This is a genomic window from Bradyrhizobium sp. OAE829, assembly GCF_040546575.1.
GTDB lineage: Bacteria > Pseudomonadota > Alphaproteobacteria > Rhizobiales > Xanthobacteraceae > Bradyrhizobium.
This window is the reverse complement of sequence record NZ_JBEPOE010000001.1, coordinates 2,755,794-2,781,963: the sequence shown is the minus strand read 5'-3', so window position 1 is coordinate 2,781,963 and position 26,170 is coordinate 2,755,794. Positions and strand designations below refer to the sequence as shown.

Genomic DNA, 26,170 nt, shown 5'->3' with positions numbered 1-26,170 from the left:
TGCATGACGCAATCAGCGATGCACCAAGCGTACGAGCGACGGCTCCGCAGTCAATGAAATGCCTGACTGAATATTTTGATGCGTCGGCAATGATCGTCTCGCTACCCATGCGAAGATGAAAGGTGTCTGCTGTGAGTCTTGAATCAGTTCGAATTCAGCAGAATTGAATTGACGCATGGTCGCTGCATAACTGGTGAGCGCGCGAAAACCGTTTCATCGCACGACGATATCAGCGTGGAGATAATCTCTCCGTTCGCTTTCACATTCAAAATTCCATTTCATTGACGACGGCGTTGCTGCCGCGCATCATTTGAACGTCAGATCAAAGGAGGCGAGATCGGAGTCTCGCCGGAATTGAACCGAATAACCGATCGCCAGTGTGGAACATAACGGGCCGCAGCATCGACGTGCTGCGCCGACGGCGGCGCCATGCCGTCTTGAGAGCAGGAGTGCAGGATGTCACGGGATGAAAAGAATGGCATAGCGCGGCTGGATCGCCGAACGTTGCTGCGCGGCGGGGCTGCCGCGGCGCTGGCCGCACCGTTAGGCGTGTTCGGCGCGCAGGCCTTTCCGTTTCGTGCGGCCACGCCCGGCATCGATTTCTCGGAGTTCCCGATCTGCAGGACCGCCTCCAACGCGCCGGCGCTATCAGGAGCGCCTCGGAAGCTGAAATTGTCGTGGAATGCCGGCGCGGTCTGCCTCGTGCCGGTTCCAGTGGCGATCGACCAAGGCATCTTCAAGAAGCACAATCTCGACGTCGAACTGATCAACTACAGCGGCTCGACCGATCAGTTGCTGGAGGCGATCGCGACCGGCAAGAGCGACGCGGGGCTCGGCATGGCGTTGCGCTGGCTGAAGCCGCTGGAGCAGGGGTTCGACGTCAAGATCGCGGCTGGAACCCATGGCGGCTGCATGCGCGTGCTGTCGCGCACCAATTCCGGTGTCGACAAGCTGACCGACCTCAAGGGCAAGATCGTCGCGGTCGGTGATCTCGGCGGGCCGGACAAGAATTTCTTTTCGATCCAGCTTGCCAAGCAGGGCATCGATCCCAACAAGGATGTCGACTGGCGCGCCTATCCCGGCAATCTGCTGCAGCTCGCCGTCGAGAAGGGCGAAGTTCAGGCGTTCCTGGCCTCCGATCCGATTGCCCATATCTGGCTGAAGGACTCTGCCTACAAGGAGGTCGCGTCCAACCTCGACGGTGAATACAAGGACAAGACCTGCTGCATCCTCGGCTTGCGCGGCAGCCTGGTTCGCGAAGAGCCGCAGGTCGCGCGCGCCATCACGCAGGCGCTGCTCGATGCTGCCATGTACACCGCACAAAACCCTGACGTGGCCGCGGCTTCGTTCCAGCCTTACGCCCCCAAGACGGCGAGCCTGCAGGATTTGCAGGCCATGGTCCGCTACCACACCCATCATCACCATCCCGTCGGCGAAGTGTTGAAGCGGGAACTGAAGGCCTATGCGGACGACCTGAAGAGCGTTTCGGTTTTCAAGGCCAGCACCGATACGGCGAAATTTGCGGAGCGGATCTATGTCGACGTATTCGGCGTCTAAGACGGTCGCACTGGCGCAATCGGCGGAGGAAGGCGCAGCACTTTCAGGGCGGCCGCTGTCGCTGGCGTTCTCGTTTCCGGCAGGTGGCACCGGCGTGTTCGCCAGCCTGGCATGGGCCGGGTTTGGCATCTCGTGCCTGTGGTGGCCTGACATCGGCGACTGGACGCGCACCCATCAGCTTGCCGCCGCTGCCTTTGCTATCTCCGGCGCCATTTTCCTGGCGACGGTGGCGGGCAGCCGGCTCGGGCGGTTCAATGCCGGCCTGCAACGGCGTGCGCCGTGGCTACTGGTATCAGCGTTGTTCCTGACGCTGTGGGAAGTCGCGACCGCAAAGTTCGGGTGGCTGCCGCTGCCGTTCTTTCCGCCGCCGCAATCCATCATCGAAGTCTACACCGATGATCTGCCCAAATTGCTCGACAGCATTTTTGCTTCCGTAAAGCTTCAGCTCGGCGGATATGTCATCGGCGCCACGGTCGGCTTCCTGACCGGCGTGTCGATCGGCTGGTCGCGCAGCGTGGGTTACTGGGTGCATCCGGTGCTGCGGTTCATCGGCCCGTTGCCGGCGACGGCGTGGCTGCCGATCGCGTTCTTCACCTTCCCGTCGAGTTGGAGCGCCTCTACGTTCCTGATCGCGCTGGCGACCGGATTTCCGGTCACCGTGCTGACCTGGTCCGGTGTCGCGAGCGTCAGCAACGCTTATTACGACGTGGCGCGGACGCTCGGCGCAAAGCCGTCGTTCCTGGTGCTGAGGGTCGCGATTCCCACCGCATTGCCGCATGTGTTCGTCGGCCTGTTCATGGGCCTCGGATCGTCGTTTGCGGTTCTGGTCGTCGCCGAGATGATCGGCGTCAAGGCCGGGCTCGGCTGGTATCTGCAATGGGCACAGGGCTGGGCGGCGTATGCCAACATGTATGCCGCGTTGATCGTGATGTCGCTGCTGTGCTCGGGCGCGATCACGCTGCTGTTCCGGACGCGCGACCGCCTGCTGATCTGGCAGAAGGGAGTCGTCAAATGGTAGCGCATGCTTTGGCCGAAGTGGTCACGTATCCGGCCGTCGGCGCCTCGCTCGATGTCGAGCGCATCAGCCACGCCTTCGACATCGACGGCAGCGTGTTGCCGGTGCTCGACGATGTGAATTTCAGCGTCAAGCCCGGCGAATTCATCGCGCTGCTCGGTCCCTCCGGCTGCGGCAAGTCGACCTTGCTGCGGCTGGTCGCGGGGCTCGAGGCGCCGCGATCAGGCGTGCTGCGCGAGGACGGCGATCCCGTCACCGGACCGTTTCCGTCCCGCGTGGTGGTGTTTCAGGATCCGACGCTGTTTCCGTGGCGAACCGTCTGGAACAACGTCGCGCTCGGGCTGGAGGCGCAGGGCATCCTGAAGACCCAGCGCCATCGTGTCGATGCCGCGCTTGACCTCGTCGGGCTGTCGCAATTTCGCAACGCCTATCCGCATCAATTGTCGGGCGGCATGGCGCAGCGCGTCGCGCTGGCGCGGGCGTTGGTGAACGATCCAAAGATCCTCATCCTCGATGAGCCCCTCGGCAAGCTCGATTCGCTAACGCGGATCACGATGCAGGCCGAAATCGTCGCGCTGTGGCAGCGCAAGGGATTCACCACGCTGCTGGTGACCCATGACGTCGAGGAGGCCTTGTTCCTCGCCAATCGCGTCATCGTGTTCAGCGATCGTCCCGCGCGTATCAAGGCCGACATCGCGGTCGATCGGCCCTATCCCCGGCACCGCGGCGATCCCAGGCTGGCGGAGCTTCGCCGCAACATCCTTGGCCTGCTCGGATTGGACGCCACATGGTGAGTGCAATCAACAGTTCGATACGCAAGGAGTCGCCGGCGGAGGCCGCGCCGGTGCCGTACGATTGCGCGCGGGCGCTTGCATCCGAATTCGCGGCACGGGCGGCGCAGCATGATCGCGACGCCAGTTTTCCGCATGAGAATTTCAAGGAGCTTGCCGAAGCGGGATTGTTGGCGCTGACCGTACCGACGGCGCTCGGCGGCCACGGCGCGGGTGCGCTCGACACGGCGCGCATCCTCGGCATCTTCGGCAAGGCCGAGCCATCGACGGCGCTGGTGCTGTCGATGCACTACATCCAGCATCTGGTGATGGCGCGCAGCACGCGCTGGCCGGGGCGTCTGTCCCGCAAACTGGCGCGAGAGGCGATCGATGGCGTGGCGCTGATCAATGCGCTGCGGGTCGAGCCGGATCTCGGCTCGCCCGCGCGCGGCGGGCTGCCGGCGACAACCGCGCGAAAGACCGAGACGGGATGGCGGCTCAGCGGCCGCAAGGTCTATTCGACCGGCGCGCCGATCCTGAAATGGTATGCGGTGTGGGCAAAGACCGACGAGCCGGAAACGCGCGTCGGCCTGTTCCTGGTGCCTGCGGGATTGCCGGGCACGCGGATTATCGAAACGTGGGACCATCTCGGCCTGCGCGCCAGCGGCAGCCATGACGTCGTGTTCGAAGACGTCGTGTTCCCGCTCGACCATGAGATCGATGTCCGCACGCCCGAGGAATGGCGGGTGCCGGATTTCACCCAGTCCGTGGTGCATGCGATCTTCGTCGCCGCGATTTATGATGGCGTCGCCCGTGCCGCGCGCGACTGGCTGGTCGATTTCCTCAGGAATCGGAAGCCGTCCAATCTCGGCGCATCGCTGGCGACGTTGCCGAGGGTGCAGGAGATCGTCGGCGGCATCGAGGCGCGTCTTGCCGTCAATGCGCGCCTGATCGACAGTTTTGCCGGCGATTTCGACGATGGCGTGCAGCTCAGCGCGTCCGAATCCAGCATCGTCAAGCTCACGGTCACCAACAATGCGGTCGTGATTCTCGAGGATGCGCTGTCGCTGACCAGCAATCATGGTCTCACCCGCGCCAATCCGCTGGAGCGGCATTATCGCGATGTCCTGTGCGGGCGGGTTCACACGCCGCAGGACGACGCCACCCGCGTCAACGCCGGACGTCTGGCGCTCGGCGTCTGAACATCAACGAACCAATCCCAAAACTCTGGAGCAAGCCCATGTCAGTGGAATTCATCGGATATATCGGCAACAATTATTCGTCCGAAACCGTCGTGCGGAACGGCCCGATTCTCGACCGTCACTACATCGAGACCGTGGCGAAGGCACATGAGAACGCAGGCTTTGATCGCGCCCTGCTGGCGTTTCACTCGACCACGCCTGACGGTCTGCAGATCGGCCAGCACGTACTCGGCGTGACCGACAAGCTCAATGTCCTGATCGCGCAGCGCCCCGGCTTCACCGCGCCGACATTGCTCGCCCGGCAGCTTGCGACCGTCGATCAGCTCTCTGGCGGCCGCGTCGCCCTGCATGTCATCACCGGCGGCAACGCCACCGAGCTGCGGCAGGACGGCAACGTCATCGATGACAAGGACGAACGCTACGCCCGTACGAGCGAGTTCCTGGATGTGGTTCGCGCTGAATGGAGCAGCGAAAAGCCGTTCACCTATGAGGGGAAATATTATCAGGTGCAGAACGGCTTCTCGCAGCTGAAGCCGTATCGCAGCGAGGGCATTCCGATATTCGTCGGCGGTGGCTCCGATGCGGCAATCGAGGTCGCGGGCAAGCATGCCGATACGTTCGCGCTGTGGGGCGAATCCTATGCGCAGGTGCGCGATGTGACGTCGCGGGTTCGCGCGGCAGCCGCGAAGCATGGCCGGCCGACGCCGCGCTTCAGCCTCTCGGTTCGCCCGATCCTCGCCGATACCGAGGAGAAGGCCTGGGCCAAGGCCGATGAAATCCTGGCCCGCGCCACCGCGCTGCAGGACAAGACCGGATATCGCAAGCCCGCGGACGGCCATGCCACCGCCGGTGCGAAGCGGCTGCTGGCGCTGGCCGAGCAGGGGACCCGAATCGACAAGCGGCTCTGGACCGAAATCGCAAAGCTCACCGGCGCGAACAGCAACACCACGGCGCTGGTCGGCACGCCCGCACAGGTCGCCGAAGTGTTCGGCGATTATTACGATCTCGGCATCAGCCGTTTCCTGATTCGTGGCTTCGATCCCCTGATCGATGCCATCGACTACGGCCGCGAACTGATCCCGCTGACGCGCCAACTGATCGCCGGACGCAGTGTTGCCCGCGGAGTGGCCGCAGAATGATGCGCAATGTTCTCATTGCGGGCCTGCTGCTGGGTGCGATTGCCTCGGCGGATGCCCAGACCACATTGCGGGTCGGCGATCAAAAGGGGAATTCGCAAGCCGTGATGGAAGCGGCCGGCGTGTTGAAAGATGTTCCGTACAAGATCGAGTGGAAGGAATTCGCGGCTGCGGCGCCGCTGTTGGAAGCGTTAAGCGCGGGCGCGATCGAAACCGGCCTGGTCGGCGACGCGCCGTTCACCTTCGCTGCAGCGGCCAATGTTCCCGTGAAAGCCATTGCCGCGATCCGGCAAACGCGCGAAGGGCTCGCAATACTCGTTCCGAAGAACTCGCCGATCCCTGATTTCGAAAGCCTGAAAGGCAAGAAGATCGCGACCGGCCGCGGCTCGATCGGTCATCAACTGATTCTTGCCGCGCTTGAATCGAAGGGGTGGTCGACCAGCGACGTCCAGATCGTGTTCCTCGCGCCATCGGACGCCAAGGTCGCGTATACGCAAGGCTCCGTCGACGCCTGGTCGACATGGGAGCCTTATGTCAGCCAGGAGGAAGTGTTGTTCCAGTCGCGGCGCGTGATCACGGCGGAGGGGCTTACGCCGGGACTGGGATTCCAGGTCGCGACGCCGAACGCGATCCGCGACAAGCGGCCGGAACTGGAAGATTTTGTCAGGCGGCTGACGGCGGCGCGGGCGTGGTCGCAGACCAATGTCAGCGCTTATGCCGAGACGTGGGGCAGGCTGATGAGCATTCCGCCCGCGGTGCCGCTGAACTGGCTGAGCCGGGCGAAAGTCCGTGTTGCGCCGATCGATGACGGCGTTGTGGCCGACGAACAGCAAACCATCGATCTCTATTTCCGCTCGGGCCTGATCAAGCAGAAGCTCAACGCCGCCGACATCGTCGATCGATCGTTTTCCGGAGCCATCGGCAAGGGCGCGGGTCTTTAAACTGGAGAACGCGGTCCGCGCATCAAGTCTTTCTCCGACCGCGCCAAATTTCGAAACGGTAGTCGGCTTGTGTGGAACTATTTTCTGAATACCATTGTCGATAGCAATGCATTTGGAAGAAAGTTTCACATATGAGCGAAGTTGTTACCTCTGCCCCGGAACAGACCCGCCGCATCGACGCGATCGACCGCAAGATCCTGCGGGTGCTTCAGGAGGATGCATCGCTGTCGGTAGCCGAGATCGGAGAGCGCGTCGGGCTTTCCTCCACGCCGTGCTGGAAGCGCGTCCAGCGCATGGAGCAGGAGGGCATCATCACCGGCAAGGTCGCGCTGGTGGACCAGAACAAGATCGGCCTCGGGCTATCGGTGTTCGTCTCGGTGGAGAGCGACGATCATTCCGATGCGTGGCTGAAGAAATTCGCAGCCGCCGTCAGCGCCATGCCTGAAGTGATCGAGTTCTATCGCATGGCCGGCGACGTGGACTATGTGCTGCGCGTCGTGGTCGCCGACATGCGGAGCTATGATCTTTTCTACAAGAAGCTGATCGGCGCGGTCGCGCTGAAGAACGTGACCTCGCGGTTCGCGATGGAAAAGATCAAGTCGGTTACCGCATTGCCGGTTCCGGCATTCGAGGCGGCATAGAAGCCGCGAATGGACTGCGCTCCCTCTCCCGCGCTTGCGGGGGAGGGCTGGGGTGGGGGTATCGCCGCGAGTCGTATTGAGGAGAGAGCCCCCACCCGGATCGCATCTTCGATGCGATCCGACCTAAGAGCGAGCTTCGCTCGTCTCGACCCCGCAAGCGGGAGAGGTGCAGCGAGTCTGCCGCCACACCATTCATCCCAACATCATGCCACCGCCTCTATCAATCGCGCTTCGGCGTCCAGATCTTCGCATCGCCCGCGTTGACCTTTACCGGCAGCAATCCTTCCGCAAAGAACGCGTCCGCAATGCGTTGCTGTTCGGACAGGCCGGACGCCGAGACAATTCCGACCTTGTAGGAACGGTGGCTGTTGGCTTCCTTCACCGTCGCCGCATCGATGCCCCAGAGGCCCGACAGCAGTTTGGCCGCGTCATCCTGATGCGCCTTGACCCATCTGCCGGTCTCGTCGAGCTTGCCGAAGATGGCATTGAGCACGTCGCCGCGCCGATCGGCAAACGCAGCCGAGGACAGATAGTAACGCTTGTAGCTGGCAAGGCCGTTGCTGCCGTCGGACAGCACCCGCGCGTTGGATTGACGCCGGGCGCTGGTCAGGAACGGATCCCAGGCCACCCACGCATCGACATTTCCGCCGATGAAGGCGGCGCGGCCGTCTGCCGGGGTGAGGTAGGCCGGCGAGATATCCTTGAAGCTAATGCCCGATTTGGCGAGCGCGGCGAGCAGCAGGAAATGGCTGCCGGCGCCTTTCGTCACCGCAACCTTCTTGCCCTTCAGGTCGGCCAGCGTCTTGATGGGCGATTCCGCGCCGACCAGAATGGCCTGCGCCGACGGTGAAGCGGCTTCCTCCGCGATATAGGCAAGCCTGGCGCCTGCGGCTTGCGCGAACAGCGGCACGGTATCGGCGACGTCAGCGCCGAAGTCGATGTTGCCGGTGTTGATCGCCTCCAGCAGCGGCAAGCCGCTGGTGAATTCATGCCAGGAGACGCGAACGCTGAGCGGCGCGAGCGCCTTTTCCAGCTCGCCGTTGGTTTTCAGGATGGCCGTCAGCGTCGAGGATTTTTGATAGCCGATGCGAATCGTATCGGATGGCGGCGTCTGCGCGGCCACGGATGTTGCTGAAACGGCCGCGATGGTTGCGATGGCTCCGATAATTGATGCGGTACGGTTACCCATGGAATTTGATCTGCCTGAAATTAAAAGGATGCAGTCAAGCTAAAGACGAGGCGACCTCAGTCAACAGAACCGCCGTCTATTGTTGTCAGGCGATCGGCATGACGATGCTACGCCGGCCGCTGTTCGCAGAGATAAATTCCAAGCGGCATATTTGCCAAGCGTTCGTCGATCCCAGCGGCGGTCGCTTATGACTCCGGGTTGATCAGGTTCCGCCGCTGCCTAATGCAAGATTAACGAAATGGTGTCGGGCAAGCGTCAAGAAAAATGCGTCGTTGCAAATCGTGTTCCGGCAATAAACACGTCGTCACGAGCCAGACCAGCAGTGCCGTCATTGCTATTTTTGCAGAGCACTCGACAGCGTTTCAAAGCGCCACCATCATCTCTTGCATCGCATGATCGCGCATCGCCGCGAGCATGATCGTTCAGGAGAATGTGATGAAGCGTCGGGAGTTTCTCGGATTGTCGGTTGCCGGTGCCGTTGTCGCGCTGTCGCCGCGGGCGCGGGCGCGGGCGCAGGCGCCGGTGAAGGAAATCCGCATCGGCTATCAGAAGACCGGCGTGCTCGTGATCGCGCGGCAGCAGGCTATTCTGGAAAAGCACTTCGCCACGAAACAAATTTCCGTCAAATGGATCGAGTTCACGTCGGGCCCGCCGTTGCTGGAGGCGATGAGCACAGGCAGTGTCGATCTCGGCGCGGTCGGCGATACGCCGCCGATCTTTGCCCAGGCCGCCAATGCGAACATCGTCTATGTGGCGGGATCGCCGATCACCAACGGGCAGGGCATTCTGGTTCCCGCCAATTCCACCATTCGCTCGATTGCCGATCTGAAAGGCAAGCGGATCGGATTTGCCAAGGGCACCAGCGCCCATAACGTCCTGATCGCGACGCTGGAAAAGGCCGGTCTCACCTACGCCGATATCACGCCGGTCTATCTGTCGCCACCCGATGCCGGGCCGGCCTTCGCCAATGGCAGCATCGAAGCCTGGGCTATCTGGGATCCATACTTTGCGATCGGCGAGAAGAAGCAAAACGGCCGGATCCTGATCAACGCCTACGAGGTCGCCAAGACCAATTCGTTCTATCTCGCCAACCGCGATTTCGCGAACACCAACATTCAGCACACCCGCGACATCATCGCGGGCCTGGCGGAAGCCGCGCGCTGGGCGGAAGGAAATCGCGACGCCGTGGCAACTGCGCTCGCCGCCGTGACCGGCGTTCCGCTTGATGTCCAGACCGTCGCGGCCAACCGGGCCTCGTTCGCGATCGGACCGGTGACGGAGCCGATCATCGAGACCCAGCAGGCCGTCGCCGATCGCTTCTTCAAGCTCGGGCTGATCCCGAAGCCGATCGTGGTTCGCGACATCGTCTGGCGCAACACCCAGACCTGAATTCGAGAAAAACCATTCCAATCGACGCAGAGGATTTCATCATGAAGCGTTTCATCAAACGCCTGATCGCGAGCGCCATGCTGTCTCTCGCCATCGTCGGCTCGACGGTCGGCCTCAGCTACGGGCAGGACAAGGTCGTCCGCATCGGCTTCCAGAAATACGGCAAGCTGGTGCTGCTCAAGAGCAAGGGCACGCTGGAGAGCAAGCTGAAGGCCGCCGGCTATCAGGTGGTATGGACCGAGTTTCCCTCCGGGCCGCCGCTGCTCGAGGCGCTCAATGTCGGCGCCATCGATTTCGGCAACACCGGCGAAGCGCCGCCGATCTTCGCGCAGGCCGCAGGCGCGCCGATCCAGTATGTCGCCTATGAGCCCCCGGCGCCGAAGGGCGAAGCCATCCTGGTGCCGAAGGACAGCAAGCTCACTTCAGTTGCCGATCTCAAGGGCAAGAAGGTGGCGCTGAACAAGGGCTCCAACGTCCACTATCTCTTGGTGAAGGCGCTGGAGAAAGCGGGTGTCAAATACTCGGAAGTTGAGCCGGTGTTTCTGGCGCCGGCCGATGCACGCGCGGCGTTCGAGCGCGGCGCGGTCGACGCCTGGGTGATCTGGGATCCGTTCCAGGCCGCCGCTGAAGCTGCCACCGGCGCGCGGACGCTCGCCGACGGCACCGGCATCGTCTCGAACTATCAGTTCTACTTCGCCTCGAAGAAGTTCATTGGCGCCGACCCTGGCATCGTCGATCTCGTGCTGGCCCAGCTCAGCGAAGTCGACGATTGGGCCAAGGGTGACATTCACACCGTCGCCGAGCAACTGGCGCCGGCAATCGGGCTGCCGATACCCGTCGTTGAAGTGGCGTTGAAGCGGCAGTCCTACGGCATCAAGCCGATCACCGACAGCGTGATCGCCGACCAGCAGCAGGTTGCCGATACCTTCTTCGCGCTCGGCCTCATTCCCAAACAGATCAAGATTTCCGACGCGGCACGGAGGCCGGGTTCATGAGTGACCAATCGAACGCCAATATCCTCTGGTTCCTGCCGACCCATGGCGATGGCCGCTATCTCGGCACCACCACCGGCGGCCGTGAAGTGAACTTCAATTACCTGCGCCAGATCGCGCAGGCGGCGGACCAGCTCGGCTATTACGGCGTGCTGCTGCCGACCGGGCGAAGCTGCGAAGATTCCTGGGTGGTGGCGTCAGCCGTCGCGCCCTGGACCGAGCGATTGCGCTATCTGGTGGCGGTGCGGCCCGGCCTGCAATCGCCGAGCGTCGCCGCGCGCATGACCACGACGCTCGACCGGCTGTCGAACGGGCGGCTCTTGGTCAACGTCGTTACCGGCGGCGATCCCGTCGAGAACAAGGGCGACGGCATTTTCCTCGATCACGACGCGCGCTATGCGGTGACGCGCGAGTTCCTCAACGTCTATAGTGACCTGCTCGCGGGCAAGACCGTCAATGTCGAAGGCAAGCACATCCGCATCGAGGATGGCCGGCTGCTGTTTCCGCCGGTGCAGTCGCCGCGGCCGCCGCTGTATTTCGGCGGATCGTCGGATGCCGGCATCGATGTCGCGGTCGACACCGTCGACAAATACCTGACCTGGGGCGAGCCGCCGGCGCAGGTGGCCGAGAAGATCAATCGCGTGAAAGCCGTCGCGGACGCGCGCGGGCGAAAACTCTCGTTCGGCATCCGCCTGCATGTGATCGTCCGCGAGACCAACGCCGACGCCTGGAAAGCGGCGGATGAATTGATCCAGCATGTCACCGACGAGACGGTGGCCTCGGCGCAGAAGATATTTTCCCGAATGGATTCGGTCGGCCAGCAGCGCATGGCGCAGTTGCATGGCGGCAGGCGTGACAAGCTCGAGATCAGCCCCAACCTCTGGGCCGGTGTCGGTCTGGTGCGTGGCGGGGCAGGGACGGCATTGGTCGGCGATCCCGCCACGGTGGCGGCGCGGATCCGCGAATACCAGGATGTCGGCATCGATACCTTCATCATGTCGGGCTACCCGCATCTGGAGGAAGCCTATCGCTTCGCCGAACTGGTGTTTCCGCTGCTGTCGCTGAAGCAGCCGAACAATGTGACGCCGATCCGCGTCAATACCGGCCCGTTCGGCGAGACCATCGCCAACGAACATCGTCCCCTCGTCAAGGCATCGCAATCATGAGTCTGATCGAAAGTCTTCCGCGTGTCCGACGCCTGCGCTTGCCGCGGGCCGACGGCCTCATTCCATGGATCGTGCCGCTTGCGATCATCCTGCTCTGGCAGGTGGCTTGCGTCACCGGCTTCGTCTCGGCGCGGGTGCTACCGGCGCCGAGCGATGTGGCGCTGGCTGGATGGAAGCTGCTGCTGTCGGGTGAACTGGTGCGCAATATCTGGGTCAGTTTCTGGCGCGCCAGCGTCGGCTTCCTGATCGGTGGCAGCATCGGCTTTACCTTCGGCCTCGCCAACGGCCTGTCGCAGCTATCGAGCAAATTGACCGACACGACGTTGCAGATGGTGCGCAACATTCCGCATCTGGCGCTGATCCCGCTGGTGATCCTGTGGTTCGGCATCGATGAATCGGCAAAACTGTTCCTGGTCGCGCTCGGCGTGTTCTTTCCGATCTACCTCAACACGCTGCACGGCATCCGCACCGTCGATCCGCAGCTGATCGAGATGGGCCGCATTTACGGCATGACCGACGGCGAATTGTTCCGCCGGGTGATCTTTCCGGGCGCGTTGCCGTCGATCTTCGTCGGCCTGCGCTTTGCGCTCGGCATCATGTGGCTGACCCTGATCGTGGCGGAAACCATCGCGGCGTCGTCCGGCCTCGGCTACATGGCGATGCAGGCGCGCGAATTCATGCTGATCGACGTCGTGGTGCTCTCCATCCTGATTTATGCGTTGCTTGGCAAGCTTGCCGACAGCGCGTCACGCGCGCTGGAGCGGCTGACGCTGTCCTGGCATCCGGCCTTCCAGAAACATTGAGGATTACAATGCAAGAAGCTCTTCGTTTTCGCGCCGCGGACGCCGAGGCAGTCGACCGCGCCGATTTCATCGAACAGGCGCGTCAGGTGCGACGTGGTGCGGAAGCTCCAACGCGCGGGCTTTCGCTGACAATCCGGGGATTGCGCAAATCGTTCGGCGACAACGAGGTGCTGCGCGGCATCGATCTGCACATTCCGGCAGGGCAGTCCGTCGCCATCGTCGGCCGCAGCGGGTGCGGTAAGAGTACGCTGCTGCGGCTGATCGCGGGCCTTGAAACGATTACCGCGGGGACCATCAGTTTTGGCGAGGAAACGCGCGCGGAGGACGTCCGCGTGATGTTTCAGGAGCCGCGGCTGTTGCCCTGGGCCCGGGTGCTCTCGAACGTCGAGGTTGGCCTCGGCCGCGAGCGGACCTCGCCGGACGCGCAGGCCCGCGCCGACAGCGCGCTGGTCGAAGTCGGCCTAGACGACAAACGGGCGCAATGGCCGGCGGTGCTCTCCGGCGGGCAAAAGCAGCGCGTGGCGCTGGCGCGGGCCCTGGTCAGCCGCCCGCGCGTGCTGGCCTTCGACGAACCGCTCGGCGCGCTTGACGCGTTGACGCGGATCTCGATGCAGCGGCTGCTGGAGCGGGTCTGGCAGGATCAGGGCTTCACCGCGATCCTGGTGACGCATGACGTCGCCGAGGCCGTGGCACTGGCCGACCGCGTTCTGGTGATTGAGGACGGCCGCATCGCGCATGACATCGACGTCAATATCCCGCGCCCAAGGCGTCGGGGTTCGGCGGAACTCGCCGCGCTGGAAGGCTCGATCCTGAAGAACCTGCTGCAAGGCACCGAGGACACTTCCGACCTGTGAGGCCATGATGAACTCCGTTGTCCGGCATATCGCGATCGACCGTCAGGTTTCCCAAGAGGTGCCCCGCGCGGTTTCTCAAGACGATTTCCGCGGCGCCATGCGCCAGTTGACGGGCGGGGTGAGCGTCGTTACGGCGGGGCGAGGCAAGGATATTTCAGGGATGACGGTGACCTCGGTGTCGTCGCTGTCGGTCGATCCGCCGGCGCTGATCGTCAGCGTCAACCGGAACGCGTCCTCATGGCCGCTCGTGCAGCGCTACGGCTTCTTCGGCGTCAATATTCTGACGTCGGACCAGATCGATGTCGCCGAGCGCTTTGCCGGCAAGGACGGGCTCAAGGGCGCCGAGCGGTTTGCCGGCGCCGAGTGGAAGACGCGCGCTTCAGGCGTGCCGCTGCTGGTGGGCGCGCTCGCCGCGATCGAGTGTGAGGTGGAGGAAATCGTCGAGCGGCATTCCCACGCGATTCTGATCGGCCGCGTGCTGGACCTGCAGCTCTCGACCCGCACCGCGGCGCTGGCCTATTGGCAGGGGCAATACGTCGCGATCGATCGCGACGAAGACGCGGTCCGGCTGGCGGAGGTCAGCGTCCCCGCGCCACGAGCCCCTCGCGATAATGTCAGCCGGTCTAGTTCAGGATCGCGCTGAGGCTCGCCGGTGAGTCGATGATCACTGTGCTGCCACGCACGCCTCGCCACAGAGCGGTAATGGTTTGCGCTGCACCGGCCAACGGTATGTTGACGATCAGCGTGGTTGGTACGCGGCCGGTGTTAGGTACGACTGGCATGCCGCTCGTGAATCCTCCCACGACCGGCGACACGGCGCCATTGATCGCGATGCCGAAGATTCCGCCAGGTGACGCTGGACCCTCGGCGTAAACATAGGGCAAGTTCAGGATAATCAACGCGGAAGTGCCGACGCCCTCCGGAATGCTGAAGGTGAGCCCGGGAATCGGTACGTACGAATCGGACGTTGTCGACTGCGTCCCGCTCGTCTGCGCATATATCGTCATATCGCTCTCCCGTTGCCTGATAAAAGCATAGCAACAAAAGGTTGTGCGAGGCAAATGGAATCGCGGACCGGAAAATGTGAAAATTTGGTGACGAGGGACCGGCGCGGACTGGTCGTGGCCATGGTGTTCAGCCGCCGCACGGATTAGAACGCTCACTTCCGCCCGGAATGAGAGCGCGCCTTGGAACGCAGACTTTCCAAAACTGTTTTGCCGCTGCGGTGGTTTTGCCGGCGCGACGTCGCGCGCCTGATCCGATACGGGGTGGTGGCCCGATGAAGCGTATCGCGGTCTGGGCATTCTACGGCGTCGGCGCGCTTGCGATCGGCTATCTCGCGCTTTACGCCTATGCGGTCTTCACCGGTCGCGATCTGCAGCCTGGCGACCCCATCCACATCTTCCGCAAGCCGGACGCACCGAGTTATTCGTGATGTCGAAGCTGAGGTAATGCACAGTAGCGATAACTCGAGGCGTCATTCCAGGGCGATGCAAGGCATCGAACTACGATGTGCAATTGCACATCGGAGAATCCCGAAATTCCCCGATGCGCAATTGCGCATCTGAGGTTTGGTCCTTCGGACCATCCCGGAATGACAGTGGTTATGTAACTACCCCGCCGCCGCAAAGCGCTGATAGTCGCCGGCGCCGGCCGGCGTGATCGGTATGCCGCCGTCGGCATATTCGTTCAGCTTGTTGCGCAGCGTGCGGATCGAAATGCCGAGGATGTTGGCCGCGTGGGTGCGGTTGCCGAGGCAATGCTTGAGCGTCTCCAGGATCAGGTCGCGCTCGACGTCGGCCACGGTGCGGCCGACCAGCGCGCGCGTGACCTGTTCGGCGGCGAAGGTGGCGTGGGCCACGGCCGGTGCGGTCTTGGCGAGGTCGAGACGGTCGCCGTCCGGGGTCAGGATCGCGTCGGCGCCGATTTCGTCGCCCTGCGCCATCAGTACCGAGCGGTGCATGGTGTTTTCCAGCTCGCGGACGTTGCCCTGCCAGCGGTTGGAGGTCAGCACCCGGCGCGCCTCGCTGGAGATCGGGCGCAGCGGCACGCCATTGGCTTCGGAATATTTCTTCGCAAAATGGTGCGCCAGTTCGATGATGTCCGCCGGCCGGTCGCGCAGCGCCGGGATCTTCAGGTTGACGACGTTGAGCCGGAACAGCAGGTCCTCGCGGAAGGTGCCTTCGCGCACGGCGTCGGCCAGGTTGCGGTTCGAGGTCGCGATGATGCGGATGTCGACCGGGACCGGCTTGGTGCCGCCGACGCGGTCGATCACGCGCTCCTGGATCGCGCGCAGCAACTTCGATTGCAGCCGCACGTCCATCTCGGAGATTTCGTCGAGCAGCAGCGTGCCGCCGGTGGCTTCCTCGAACTTGCCGATGCGCCGCGCCACGGCGCCGGTGAAGGCGCCCTTTTCGTGGCCGAACAGTTCGGATTCAAGCAGGTGCTCGGGGATCGCCGCGCAGTTGATCGAGATGAACGGCCGCTTGGCGCGGGCCGAGCGGGTGTGGACGTAGCGTGCCAGCACTTCCTTGCCGGTGCCGGATTCGCCGGTGATCATGACCGAGGCGTCGGAGCCCGCGATCTGCTGTGCCAGCTTGACGACCTTGCCCATCGCCTCGTCGCGATAGATCAGGTCGCGGGAATCGTTGGCGACGGCGGCGAGCACGGCGGCGATCAGTTCCGGATCGGGCGGCAGCGGGATGTATTCCTTGGCGCCGGCGTGGATCGCGGCGACCGCGGCGCGGGCGTCGTTGGAGATGCCGCAGGCCACGATCGGCACATGGATGTGTTCGGCCTCGAGCCGCATCACCAGATCGCGGATATCGAGCGCGACATCGACCAGCATCAGGTCGGCGCCCTTGCCGCCGCGCAGCACCGCCATCGCCTGTTCGATCGTCTCGGCGTGGGTCACCGAAGCGCCGTTGTCCATCGCGATCTTGGTGGCCGTGGTGAGCTGGCCCTTCAATGTGCCAACGATGAGAAGCCGCATCATAGTCTCCTGTTCGTCTGTTCGCGCAGCTTGTGCGCGTGCCGTTGTTTAGTTGCGTTCCGCCTTGATGATTTCCGTCATGGTGACGCCGAGCTTGTCTTCCACCAGCACCACTTCGCCGCGCGCCACCAGGCGGTTGTTGACGTAGATGTCGATCGCTTCACCGACGCGGCGGTCGAGCTCGAGCACGGTGCCGGGGCCGAGCTTCAACAGCTCGCCGACGTCCATCTTGGAGCGCCCCAGCACCGCCGAGACCTGCACCGGCACGTCGAACACGGCCTCCAGGTCGGCCGCGATGCGCGAGGCCTGTTCGTCTTCATTGTAGGCCAGATCGTCCGCGGGCTCCGCGGCTGACGCGTTGAGGTCTTGCAGCGGGACCTGTGTGTCGGTGTCGCTCATGGTTCAGTCCTCACGGCCTTCCGGCCTGATCGCGGGACGCCATGTAGCGCCCGACTAGTTCGTTGATCTTGGCTTCGATGGCGGCTCGCTCCAGCACCACGCCGCCGTCGGCCCATTCGATCCGGCAGTCGCCGGTTGCGATCCCGGGCTCGGCCAGGATCACCAGCCGGCCCTCGAAGCCGCTCTGCGTGGCCTGCCGCTCGATCTTTTCGCGCGCGGCGTCGTAGAGGGAGTCGTTGATGCGGACCACGAGGTGCGGCGTCGCGACCAGATGCGAGAAGCAGTCGCCCACCAGTCCCGTGATCTCGCCGAGCGGCTCGGCGGCGATCAGTTCGCTGCACAGCTTGCGGGCCACCGCGACCGCGACATCGACCGCCTCGGTCTCCATCCGCGCCTCGATGCCGCCAAAGCGCGAGGCGATGCCCTTGATCGCAATGCCGATCTCCTCCAGCGCCAGCGCGGCGCGGCGGTCGCTTTCGGCCCTGGCCTCGCGTTGCGCGGCCTCGTAGCCATCGCGATAGGCGCGGGCCTCGGCCGCGGCGATCTTCTGTGCGATCTCGGCGGGCGTGGCGGGGCGCTCGCGCGCCTTGTCCGGCGCGCCGAAGTCCATGTCGAACAGGAATTTTGCGGGCGCGGCCATCAGTACACCAGCTCGTCGTCGGCGCGGTTCTTGGTCAAGGTGATTTCACCCTTGGCGGCCATGTCCTTGGCGAGGTTGACGAGCAGCGCCTGCGCCTCGTCGACGTCGCGCAGCCGCACCGGTCCCATCGCGGCCATGTCGTCCAGCAGCATCTTGCCGGCGCGCGACGACATGTTGCCGAGGAAGAAGCTGCGCACCTCCTCATTGGCGCTTTTGAGCGCAATGCCGAGCTTGTCCTTGTCGATGTTGCGCATCAGCGTCTGCGCCGAGGCGGAGTCGAGCTTGATCAAATCGTCGAAGGTGAACATCAGCGCCTTGATGCGCTCGGCGGATTCGCGGTTTTCCTCTTCCAGCGAGGTGATGAAGCGGGTTTCGGTCTGGCGGTCGAAATTGTTGAAGATTTCGGCCATCACCTCGTGGGCGTCGCGGCGGCGGGTCTGCGACAGGTTCGACATGAACTCGGTCCGCAGCGTCTGCTCGACGCGCTCGATGACTTCCTTCTGCACCGCTTCCATCTTCAGCATGCGCCCGACCACGTCGAGCGCGAGATCCTCGGGCAGGATCGCCAGCACGCGGGCGGCGTGCTCCGGCTTCAGCTTCGACAGCACCACGGCGATGGTCTGCGGGTATTCGTTCTTGAGGTAGTTGGCGAGCACCTCTTCCTGCACGTTGGAGAGTTTCTCCCACATGTTGCGGCCGGCGGGGCCGCGGATTTCGTCCATGATGCCGGTGACGCGCTCGCTCGGCAAATATTGCTGCAGCAGCCGTTCGGTGGCGTCGAAGGTGCCCATCAGGGCGCCGGAGGCCGACATCCGCGAGACGAATTCGAGCAGCAGGTCCTCGACCACGTCGGCCTCGACGGTGCCGAGCGTCGACATGTGGATCGACAGTTCGCGCACCTCGTCGTCGTCGAGCAGCGCCCAGACCTTGCCGCCATATTGTTCGCCCAGCGCGAGCATCAGGATGGCGGCGCGCTGCGGGCCGCTCAGCGGCTTGCCCTTCGGCCTTGTCGCCTGACGGCTCGCCAGCGCCGAGATGACGGTGGTGATGTCGTTGGCGTTGGTGGTTTGCGGTACGGCCATGTCAGCTTACTCGACAGGTTCGGTGAGCCATTGACGAACAATGGAGGCGGTCTCGTTCGGATTTCGTTCGGCGAGTTCACCGACCCGGTGCACGGCCTGGGCGTGGACCTGGCCCTGAACCTGGGCGACGTCGATCAGCGCTGCGGCGCCGCCAGCGGGAATCAGGGCCTGGCCGGGCGCGCCTTCGGAGGTGCCGTCGGCCAGCGCCGGCAGCGCGGCGCCGCCGGCCAGCGCGGGAACGGCTTCGGCGGCCAGGATGCGCTTGACCAGCGGGCGGATCACCATGAACAGGACGACGAGGCCGAGCAGCATCATGACGCCAAGCTCGATGACGTACATGACGTCATCCTTGGTGAACTGGAACATGCCGAGCAGGCCGGTTGGCTCGGCGACCGGGGGCACCGACGGGGCTTCGGCAAAGCGCAGGTTCACGACCTCGACCTGGTCACCGCGCTTCTGGTCGAAGCCGATCGCCGAGCGAACCAGCGTGGCGATGCGGTCGAGCATTTCCTTGCTGCGGTCCTGATAGACCATCTCGCCTTTTTCGTTCTTGGTGTAGGCGCCGTCGACCAGCACCGCGACCGAGATCTTGTTGACCCGGCCGGCCTCGGTGACTTCGGTCTTGGTGACGCGGGAAATCTCGTAATTGTTGGTTTCTTCGCTCTTCTTGCTCTGGTCGCGCGCCGCGACGCCGGCATTGGTCTGGTTGCCGGGCAGTTCGTTGTTGACCGTGACCTGGCCGGTGTCGCCGGCGGTGGCCGAGGATTCCTCGCGGGACTGGCTGGAGCGCAGCACGCGGCCTTCGGGATCGAACTTGTCCGAGGTCTGGGTGACCTTGTTGTAGTCGAAATCGGCGGTGAGCTGGACGCGGGCGCGGCCCTGGCCGACCACCGAGGAGACGATCGCCTCGACCTCGTTGCGCATCCGCTTCTCGAAGGCGGTGCGGCGCTCGTCGCCGCTGGCGCCCTCGGGATTGCTGCTGGCGCCGTCGGCGAGCAGCCGGCCGCCTTCGTCGACGATCGACACCCGCTGCGGCTTCAGCCCGTTGACGGCGGATGCCACCACGTGGCGGATGGCGCGGATCTGCTGGGGCTCGAGGCTGCCGCGCACCCGGACCACGATGGACGCCGACGGCTCCGGGATTTCGCGCGAGAACAGCGGCCGTTCCGGCAGCACCAGATGGACGCGCGCAGCCTGGATGCGGTCGATGGCGCGGATGGTGCGGGAGAGTTCGCCCTCCAGCGCGCGCAGATGATTGATGTTCTGGACGAAGCTGGTGGTGCCGAGTGCGTCGGACTTGTCGAAGATCTCGTAGCCGACGCCGCCGCCCTTGGGCAGGCCGCCTTCGGCCAGCTTCATCCGCAGCCGCGTCACCTTGTCCTTCGGCACCATGATCACGGCGCCTTCGTTGCGCATTTCGAAGGGGATCGCCTGGCGTTCCAGGTCCTTGATGATGCTGGAGGAGTCTTCAGCCGAAAGGTCGGTGAAGAGGGTGGTCATCTGCGGCGTCGTGACGCGCATGATGACGAACGCGAAGAAGCCGATCAGGGCTGCGGTCACGGCGACCATCGCCATCAGCCGCGACGCGCCAAGGCCTTTCAGGAAAGCAACGAGACTTTGCACCAACCGCCCCCAGGGGTTCGGCCCAGATTCGTACCCGGGGACCGACTGGGCAATTATTGCCTAGGGGATGGTTTCCATATGGTTAACGACCGTTAAAGTCGGTGAAGAAGTTTGGGCATGAAAAAAACCAGCTTCGCAAAACGAAGCCGGTTTTCATCAAATCTTCCGGTTTGGAGCGTTTATTGCCGGTATTGCTGGATGCGGGTGGTCCGCAAGCCTGCAAGGCCATGCTGGTCGATGGAGAACTGCCAGGACAGGAACTCGTCCACCGTCAGCGTGTAGCGGCTGCAAGCCTCCTCGAGGGAGAGCAGGCCGCCGCGAACCGCGGCAACGACTTCGGCCTTGCGGCGGATCACCCACCGCTTGGTGCCGGGCGCGGGCAGGTCCGCAATTGTTAATGGACTTCCGTCAGGCCCGATGACGTATTTTACCCTCGGGCGATGGGGTTCTGTCATGGCGTACTCACAAACTCTCAACCACTGAACTCACCCTGATAACCTACGCCGTGCGACTTAAAATTTGCCTAAGCCCAAGGGTTCAATACGAATCTCGTTGGAAATGGCTGGAACTGGGGCCGGGGAGGCGTCTGGGGAAGACGGTGAGGCGGGTGGGCGGATTGGAGCCGGGGAAGAGATTCCTACTGGCTGATACTAGCCGCGAGTTTAATTAGGGCGTGGACTCATTAGCGCGTAGCCAAATTCGGATTGATGCGAGCTTGATAAACGCCAGATAGTTGGCTGCGTGTTTGTCGTACCGGGCGACACGCCGACATTGCTTGATCTTGTTGAAGAACCGTTCGATCAAGTTCCGCGCACGATACAGATGCGGGCTGAAGCAGATCGGGTCCGTGCAATTCGTTTCGGCGGAATGTTCGCCCATGCTCCTTGCTGGCGGGCAAACTCCCTGATCCAGTCCGCGTCGTGTCCACGAGCCTTGAAGGCCGCACGCACATGTATGGCGCTCGGGATCAGATGAGACGGGATTCACTACGTCGGAGCGGTTTAAAGGTGAAAAGTCTCTTCACTGCGTGCCATATGCGGAACCCGACCGGCTATTGACCGCTTCGGAGAGGGGCGTCAGGTTCCTGTCTTGTGTCATTGAGATTCAAAGCATGAATAGCAGCACTGCGCGTCTTCATTCGGCGATTGAAGCGATTTATGACGCCGCGCCAGAGCCGGCGAACTGGCCGCAGGCCCTTGACAAGATCGTCGGTTGTTTTGACGACGTCGGGGCCATCCTGCAGTGGCGGAAGGACGACGGCACGTTCGGCACCATCGCTACTGAAAGTTTGATGGGCGCACAGCAGGATTACATCGAAGGGGGCTGGTCTCAACGCGACATAAAAGCCAATCGCGCCATCGAAAGGGGATATTTCTTTAACGGAACTCCGTTCTGCGATCGTCACGTCTGCTCGGAGGACGAACTACGGAGCGATCCGTTTTGTGCGACGTTTTTGACAAAACATGGTCTCGGTTGGTTTGGCGCTGTCGCGGTGTCGCCGCATCCGCAAATCGGGGTGCTTCTAAGCATCCAGCGGGACTTGAAGAAAAAACAACAATATTCGGATGATGAACTTGATAGCTTGGCTCATCTCGGGCGCCATGTCGAAAAATCACTGCGATTGTCGATTAGGTTGCTGGAGACCAGGGCGACCAATCTCGCCGTCGGCGAAGCCCTTGCCCGCATCGATGTCGGCGTGTTCGCGCTGGATTCAGGGGGGCGCCTATTGTTTGCCAACTCTTCGGGACAGCGACTGGTCGGCAATGTGCTCGAACTAGTGGATGACCACCTGCGCATCAGGCATCGACCTTCGCAAAATGCGTTTGAAGGCGAAATCGCTCGAACGACCGTGAGTGACTCGCATGACCTGACCTCCCGCTCCAAGCCAATCATTGTTCAATCCAGATCCTCCAAGCAACGATGGGTTTTCTACGTATTGCCGATTGCAGGCCCGTCGAATTTGACAGAAGAGTTTTTGACACGGACCCGGGCAATCGTGCTGGCTGTTGAACAGAAGATCGGCGAGCCAGCCGATCCTGCGCTGGTTCGCGACGTGTTCGGCTTGACGCTGGGAGAGGCCCGTGTCGCCGCCTTGGTTGGTTCGGGAGTGGCGCTGGAAGACACGGCCGCGCGCCTCGGCGTTGGCAAGGAAACCGTCCGCACCATGCTCAAGAGCGTTTTTCGAAAGCTTGGCGTATCCCGCCAGGCTGAACTCGTGGCGCTGCTCGCGCGGATGATGTTGTCCTAGCCCATGTCTCAGGGCAAGCCATCATCGAGGGGGCCATCTACCGACTACCGACGTGGCTGCGTCGCCTTGCGCGTAAGCGAAATCTCGCGGGCCGCGTGCGACAAATCAACCCGTCGGGCAAATCAATTCTGATTGTCAGAAATGATGTCAACCCCCGTAATAAAAAATATTTCTGTTTACCAGAATGAAAATCAGGGGTATGTGGTTGCCCATCCCGTCCTGGTCAGAAGGGCGTCGGCCGTCGTCACGGACGTTGGGCGGGTTGCGGTGGACGCCTGTTTGCGCAGAGACGATGGCGCAGGTGGGCGTACGGCAAAACCGTGTGGTCCTGGCGCCCGTTGCAGGCGTCAAGCTGTCGGAGAAGCGCAAGCGGGAACGGCAGCGACGGAGTCAACCAAGAACTCGTCTCCGGGGAGATCACGGCATAAGCCGTAAAGCCACTGCGCAGGGAATGTCGGATGTTCTCCGCTGCCCTGTATGCTCATGTGCATTTTGTGTTGTGCTAATCGCACATGAGACCGCGGGTGCAGCGCGCATCCGGCATTCCCTGCGCCCTCAGTTTTTCGAGGGCGGGAAATTCCCAGCAAAGCTCGGGCGCAACGCGCCGCGAGGTTGCGAACACATATTCAGCTGTCATCACCCGCGCATGCGGGTGATCCAGTATTCCAGAGGCGCTCATGATTGAACCGAGAAGCCGCGGCGTACTGGATCGCCCGGTCAAGCCGGGCGATGACGGCAAGGTTGTTTGACAATTGAATCCGAAGTCTCACTCCACGTCGTCCCTGCGCACGCTCAGATGCGCAATTGCGCATCGGGGGACCCATACCGCGTTGTGCTCACGAATAAGCAGGATAGATGAGGCGTTCTTCGCAAAACCATAGCCGGTGGCTATGGGTCCCTGCGTTCGCCGGGACGACGAGGACGAGAGCGCGACCCGTCAGCTTGTAGCGCTAGCTAGAGGTCGAAGGCCGCACCACGCGCTTGATCTTGTCGGTGGTGTAGCTTTGCCCGCCGATCGAGAGCAGCGGCGGGGAGGCGCTGAGGTCGACCGAGTCGACGACGCCCTGGACTTCGGTGGAGATCGAGACGTTGTTGCCTGAACTGTCCTTGCCGGTGGCGGTCAGGGTGTAGGTGCCGGCCGGCCACTGCACGCCGTCATTGCCCTTGCCGTCCCAGACGAAACTGGAGCCGCCCTGCTTCAGCGTGTAGCTGCCGGAATAGGCCGTCAGTCCCGTCGAGTTGGTGATCGTGATCGATGCCGTGGTGTCTTTCTCCGACTTGAAATTCCAGGTCGCCGATTTGTCGAACTGCGCCTTGCTGCCGTCGACCGCAACCGTGTTGCCGACATATACCAGCGCCTGCGTCGCCTGCGCGCTCTTTTCGATTTCGATCAGCGACTTCAACTGCTCGTTGGACCGCAGCTGCTGCTCGACGCCGGCGAACTGCACCAGCTGCTGGGTGAACTGGTTGGTGTCGAGCGGATCCATCGGATTCTGGTTCTGCAGCTGCGTCGTCAGCAGCGTCAGAAAGGTCTGGAAATTGTCCGCGATCCCCGTCGTCGCCGTCGAGGACGTGGAGCTGGTGGAGGTCGAACTGCCCGTTCCGGCCGCCGACACGATCGGTGTCGGCATGGTTGCTTCGATTGCCATAACGTCTCCGTTAAACCCTGATGTCCACGCCGCCGCTCGCTCCGAGCATGCGGCCATAGTTGCGGCCGGCAACCGCCGCCGGAATGCTGTCTTCTTCGCTGACGACCAGCCGATGGGCGTTGGGATTGGACTGGTTGCCGTCGTTCTGGCCCTGCGAGGATTGATCGCGCAGGCTGAATTGCAGCCCGCTATTGCCGGTCGAAAGCCCGGCATTGTCGAGCGCGCGCTGCAGCTGGTTGGCGTCCTGGCGCAGCATCGACAGCGTCTCCGGCCGTTCCACCGTCAGATGCGAGGTGACCTGGCCGTTGCGATCGACATCGATGCGGACGTCGATGCGGCCAAGCTCGGCCGGGTCGAGCCGGATTTCGAAACGGCTCTTGCCGCTCTTGGCGGACGCTGCGATTTCCATCGCAAGCCCGCTGAGCGGCACCGCCGCTGATGTCGCGACGGCGACGTTGAGCTGGGGGGCCGGGGCCGGCGTGGTGGAAGATGCCGGCTGCTGCGTCTGGATCGCGCCTGCGGCCTGGAAGCCGTTGTTCGATGCGCTGACCAGCGTCTGGCTGGCGTCGGCTGTGACCGGATGCGCATGGGCGGCTGCATTGGCCGATGGTGCCGGCGCGCCGTTGCCTGCGACATCAGCCTTGGCGGCGTCGACGACGCCGTTCTCGGCTTTCGGCTGGCCTGCGACCTCCGCCTGCGGCGTGACTGATGGAACGATGGTGCCGGGCGCCGGAGCCGCGGGGCCAGCGGTCGTGCCGGCAGCCTTGTCGGACTCGCCCGATGTCGCAGTGGCTTCCTTCGTGGCGACCGTCGTCTTGGCTTGCGTTGCGTTTTTCGACGCGCCGGCAGCCGTCGCGGCTGCGGATGCAGCCAATGCGATGCCTGTTCTGACCGTGGTGTCGGCGGGCGTGGCCTGCGCGGTGACGGCGACGCTGACCTCGGTCTGCGTATCGATCTTCGCGCCCTCTGTCTTGGCGGCGTTGGCGGTCGCTGCCGGATTTGCGCTGGCATCGGCCGCCGGAGCGGCTGCTCCGGTGAGCGAGGCAGCGGCGGCAATGGCGGCCGCGGCGATCGCAAGCGGCGCCGTCGCGGTATCGGTCGGAGCTTTTGCGCTCGAGGCTTCCACTGTTGCCGTGGCGACGGGAATGACTGATGCAACGGCGCTGGCCGTCACCAGTGCTGCCGTATCCTGTGTCGCTTCGGTCTGATCGGTGGCCGCAGCGCCTTCGCCGGAAGCGGGCTTGCCTTCCGCCTTGGTCTCATCCGGTTTCGACGCGTCGGACTTGGAGGAATCCGATTTCGGCTTGGAGCGGCGGGTTGCGTCGGTGTTGGTGTCTGCTTCGGCGTTGTCGCGGGCGTTGCTGCCGGCATCGCGGCCGCTGGAATCCTGGCGTGCGTCGCTGCGCGCGGCCTTGTCGGATGCCGCTTTGTCCGAAGCCGCCTTGTCCGATGCGGCGGCGTTGTCGCGCGCCCGGTTGTCCGCCGGGATTTGCGAATCATCGGCGCGTCGCGGCGCAGAGTCCTGGGTACGGTTGTCGCTGTTGGCAGCGGCCTTGTTGCTGTCGACCAGCGCGGCAAAGCTGTCGTTTCCGGCCGTCTGGTCGGAATCCGGCCGCCCCGACCTCGCCGTCGCGCCTTGAAAAGACACGTTTGCCAATAGTTCTGACGTGACACTAACCACGGGCGACCCTCGCGCTGAAACCTTGGCTATCCCTGAGCAAGGACCGGGCCACGCTGAAGTCTGCAAAAACATTGTTTTATTTCAATATCTTAGAGTGGAGCCGGGTCGGCCACAAAGGCCCTGGGCCGGCCCCTTTTTCTGCCCGGCGGCAAGATTTGCCGTCTATTGCCGGGCCAAACCCGGTCCGGCTGATTGCCTCCC

Annotated in this window: 25 protein-coding genes and 1 pseudogene; 15 read left to right on the top strand and 11 right to left on the bottom strand. The window is 63.2% G+C overall.

Annotation, left to right across the window (positions count from 1 at the left end; all coding sequences use genetic code 11):
* Positions 1-456: 456 nt before the first annotated feature.
* The 7 genes from ABIE49_RS13520 to ABIE49_RS13490 all read left to right on the top strand — a co-directional run bounded on the left by ABIE49_RS13520 (position 457) and on the right by ABIE49_RS13490 (position 7,262).
* Complete coding sequence (locus ABIE49_RS13520; protein ID WP_192737564.1) at positions 457-1,557, top strand: ABC transporter substrate-binding protein; 1,101 nt, start codon at positions 457-459, stop codon at positions 1,555-1,557.
* Entirely contained in the window at positions 1,535-2,575 is a 1,041-nt protein-coding gene (locus ABIE49_RS13515; RefSeq protein WP_192737563.1) for an ABC transporter permease, read from the top strand. Before ABIE49_RS13520 ends, ABIE49_RS13515 begins: the two co-directional genes overlap by 23 nt.
* Positions 2,569-3,366 carry an ABC transporter ATP-binding protein gene (locus ABIE49_RS13510; RefSeq protein WP_192737562.1) on the top strand — a complete coding sequence of 266 codons (798 nt, stop codon included), beginning with the start codon at positions 2,569-2,571 and terminating at the stop codon, positions 3,364-3,366. Before ABIE49_RS13515 ends, ABIE49_RS13510 begins: the two co-directional genes overlap by 7 nt.
* Entirely contained in the window at positions 3,360-4,544 is a 1,185-nt protein-coding gene (locus ABIE49_RS13505; protein WP_192737561.1) for an acyl-CoA dehydrogenase family protein, read from the top strand. Before ABIE49_RS13510 ends, ABIE49_RS13505 begins: the two co-directional genes overlap by 7 nt.
* A gap of 38 nt (positions 4,545-4,582) precedes the next feature.
* Entirely contained in the window at positions 4,583-5,683 is a 1,101-nt protein-coding gene (locus ABIE49_RS13500; protein ID WP_192737560.1) for an LLM class flavin-dependent oxidoreductase, read from the top strand.
* Positions 5,680-6,621: an ABC transporter substrate-binding protein gene (locus ABIE49_RS13495; protein ID WP_192737559.1), complete on the top strand. Its 942-nt coding sequence runs from the start codon at positions 5,680-5,682 to the stop codon at positions 6,619-6,621. Before ABIE49_RS13500 ends, ABIE49_RS13495 begins: the two co-directional genes overlap by 4 nt.
* Positions 6,622-6,752: 131 nt before the next feature.
* Positions 6,753-7,262: an Lrp/AsnC family transcriptional regulator gene (locus tag ABIE49_RS13490; RefSeq protein ID WP_192737558.1), complete on the top strand. Its 510-nt coding sequence runs from the start codon at positions 6,753-6,755 to the stop codon at positions 7,260-7,262.
* A gap of 220 nt (positions 7,263-7,482) precedes the next feature.
* Here the strand turns inward: ABIE49_RS13490 and ABIE49_RS13485 are convergent, their stop codons facing one another.
* Positions 7,483-8,451 (bottom strand): aliphatic sulfonate ABC transporter substrate-binding protein, encoded by a 969-nt coding sequence (locus ABIE49_RS13485; protein ID WP_192737557.1) that lies wholly within the window; start codon positions 8,449-8,451, stop codon positions 7,483-7,485.
* 435 nt (positions 8,452-8,886) lie between these two features.
* Here ABIE49_RS13485 and ABIE49_RS13480 point away from each other — a divergent pair, with 435 nt between their 5' ends.
* The 6 genes from ABIE49_RS13480 to ABIE49_RS13455 are packed head-to-tail and all read left to right on the top strand — an operon-like array spanning position 8,887 to position 14,298.
* Complete coding sequence (locus ABIE49_RS13480) at positions 8,887-9,840, top strand: aliphatic sulfonate ABC transporter substrate-binding protein (RefSeq protein WP_192737556.1); 954 nt, start codon at positions 8,887-8,889, stop codon at positions 9,838-9,840.
* 41 nt (positions 9,841-9,881) lie between these two features.
* A complete protein-coding gene (locus tag ABIE49_RS13475; protein ID WP_192737555.1) occupies positions 9,882-10,835 on the top strand; it encodes a sulfonate ABC transporter substrate-binding protein in 954 nt (317 codons plus the stop codon).
* Positions 10,832-11,998, top strand: a complete 1,167-nt coding sequence (ssuD, locus tag ABIE49_RS13470) for an FMNH2-dependent alkanesulfonate monooxygenase (protein ID WP_192737554.1) — start codon at positions 10,832-10,834, stop codon at positions 11,996-11,998. The genes ABIE49_RS13475 and ssuD overlap by 4 nt, the downstream gene beginning before the upstream one ends.
* On the top strand, positions 11,995-12,801 hold the full coding sequence (locus tag ABIE49_RS13465; RefSeq protein WP_192737553.1) for an ABC transporter permease subunit: 807 nt from the start codon (positions 11,995-11,997) through the stop codon (positions 12,799-12,801). Before ssuD ends, ABIE49_RS13465 begins: the two co-directional genes overlap by 4 nt.
* A gap of 8 nt (positions 12,802-12,809) precedes the next feature.
* Entirely contained in the window at positions 12,810-13,655 is an 846-nt protein-coding gene (locus ABIE49_RS13460) for an ATP-binding cassette domain-containing protein (RefSeq protein ID WP_192737552.1), read from the top strand.
* 7 nt (positions 13,656-13,662) lie between these two features.
* Positions 13,663-14,298 (top strand): flavin reductase family protein, encoded by a 636-nt coding sequence (locus ABIE49_RS13455; RefSeq protein WP_192737551.1) that lies wholly within the window; start codon positions 13,663-13,665, stop codon positions 14,296-14,298.
* On the opposite strand, the gene ABIE49_RS13450 is transcribed toward ABIE49_RS13455, so the two are convergent.
* Complete coding sequence (locus ABIE49_RS13450; protein WP_192737550.1) at positions 14,279-14,662, bottom strand: hypothetical protein; 384 nt, start codon at positions 14,660-14,662, stop codon at positions 14,279-14,281. The two genes, ABIE49_RS13455 and ABIE49_RS13450, sit on opposite strands and share 20 nt — an antisense overlap.
* A gap of 272 nt (positions 14,663-14,934) precedes the next feature.
* On the opposite strand from ABIE49_RS13450, the gene ABIE49_RS13445 reads away from it, so the two are divergent.
* Entirely contained in the window at positions 14,935-15,090 is a 156-nt protein-coding gene (locus ABIE49_RS13445) for a hypothetical protein (protein ID WP_192737549.1), read from the top strand.
* 177 nt (positions 15,091-15,267) lie between these two features.
* Here the strand turns inward: ABIE49_RS13445 and flbD are convergent, their stop codons facing one another.
* The 7 genes and pseudogenes from flbD to ABIE49_RS13410 all read right to left on the bottom strand — a co-directional run.
* Positions 15,268-16,647, bottom strand: coding sequence for a sigma-54-dependent transcriptional regulator FlbD (gene flbD / locus ABIE49_RS13440; RefSeq protein ID WP_192737548.1), 1,380 nt, complete (start codon positions 16,645-16,647; stop codon positions 15,268-15,270).
* Positions 16,648-16,695: 48 nt separating this feature from the next.
* Positions 16,696-17,046, bottom strand: coding sequence for a flagellar motor switch protein FliN (fliN, locus tag ABIE49_RS13435; RefSeq protein ID WP_192737547.1), 351 nt, complete (start codon positions 17,044-17,046; stop codon positions 16,696-16,698).
* 10 nt (positions 17,047-17,056) lie between these two features.
* The gene (locus ABIE49_RS13430) at positions 17,057-17,686 is read right to left on the bottom strand and encodes a FliH/SctL family protein (RefSeq protein ID WP_192737546.1); all 630 of its coding nucleotides are present in this window, start codon (positions 17,684-17,686) and stop codon (positions 17,057-17,059) included.
* The gene (fliG, locus tag ABIE49_RS13425; protein WP_192737545.1) at positions 17,686-18,768 is read right to left on the bottom strand and encodes a flagellar motor switch protein FliG; all 1,083 of its coding nucleotides are present in this window, start codon (positions 18,766-18,768) and stop codon (positions 17,686-17,688) included. The genes ABIE49_RS13430 and fliG overlap by 1 nt, the downstream gene beginning before the upstream one ends.
* A 6-nt stretch (positions 18,769-18,774) precedes the next feature.
* Entirely contained in the window at positions 18,775-20,391 is a 1,617-nt protein-coding gene (fliF, locus tag ABIE49_RS13420; protein WP_192737544.1) for a flagellar basal-body MS-ring/collar protein FliF, read from the bottom strand.
* A gap of 179 nt (positions 20,392-20,570) precedes the next feature.
* Positions 20,571-20,846 carry a CtrA inhibitor SciP gene (gene sciP, locus ABIE49_RS13415; RefSeq protein ID WP_002714638.1) on the bottom strand — a complete coding sequence of 92 codons (276 nt, stop codon included), beginning with the start codon at positions 20,844-20,846 and terminating at the stop codon, positions 20,571-20,573.
* A gap of 211 nt (positions 20,847-21,057) precedes the next feature.
* Positions 21,058-21,320, bottom strand: a pseudogene (locus tag ABIE49_RS13410) (IS5/IS1182 family transposase); the annotation flags it as partial.
* A 182-nt stretch (positions 21,321-21,502) separates the two neighbouring features.
* Between ABIE49_RS13410 and ABIE49_RS13405 the strand changes: the two are divergent.
* Complete coding sequence (locus tag ABIE49_RS13405) at positions 21,503-22,639, top strand: helix-turn-helix transcriptional regulator (RefSeq protein ID WP_192737543.1); 1,137 nt, start codon at positions 21,503-21,505, stop codon at positions 22,637-22,639.
* A 950-nt stretch (positions 22,640-23,589) separates the two neighbouring features.
* Here the strand turns inward: ABIE49_RS13405 and ABIE49_RS13400 are convergent.
* Positions 23,590-24,288, bottom strand: coding sequence for a flagellar hook assembly protein FlgD (locus ABIE49_RS13400; RefSeq protein WP_192737542.1), 699 nt, complete (start codon positions 24,286-24,288; stop codon positions 23,590-23,592).
* Positions 24,289-24,298: 10 nt separating this feature from the next.
* Entirely contained in the window at positions 24,299-25,936 is a 1,638-nt protein-coding gene (locus ABIE49_RS13395) for a flagellar hook-length control protein FliK (protein ID WP_192737541.1), read from the bottom strand.
* Positions 25,937-26,170 lie beyond the last annotated feature (234 nt).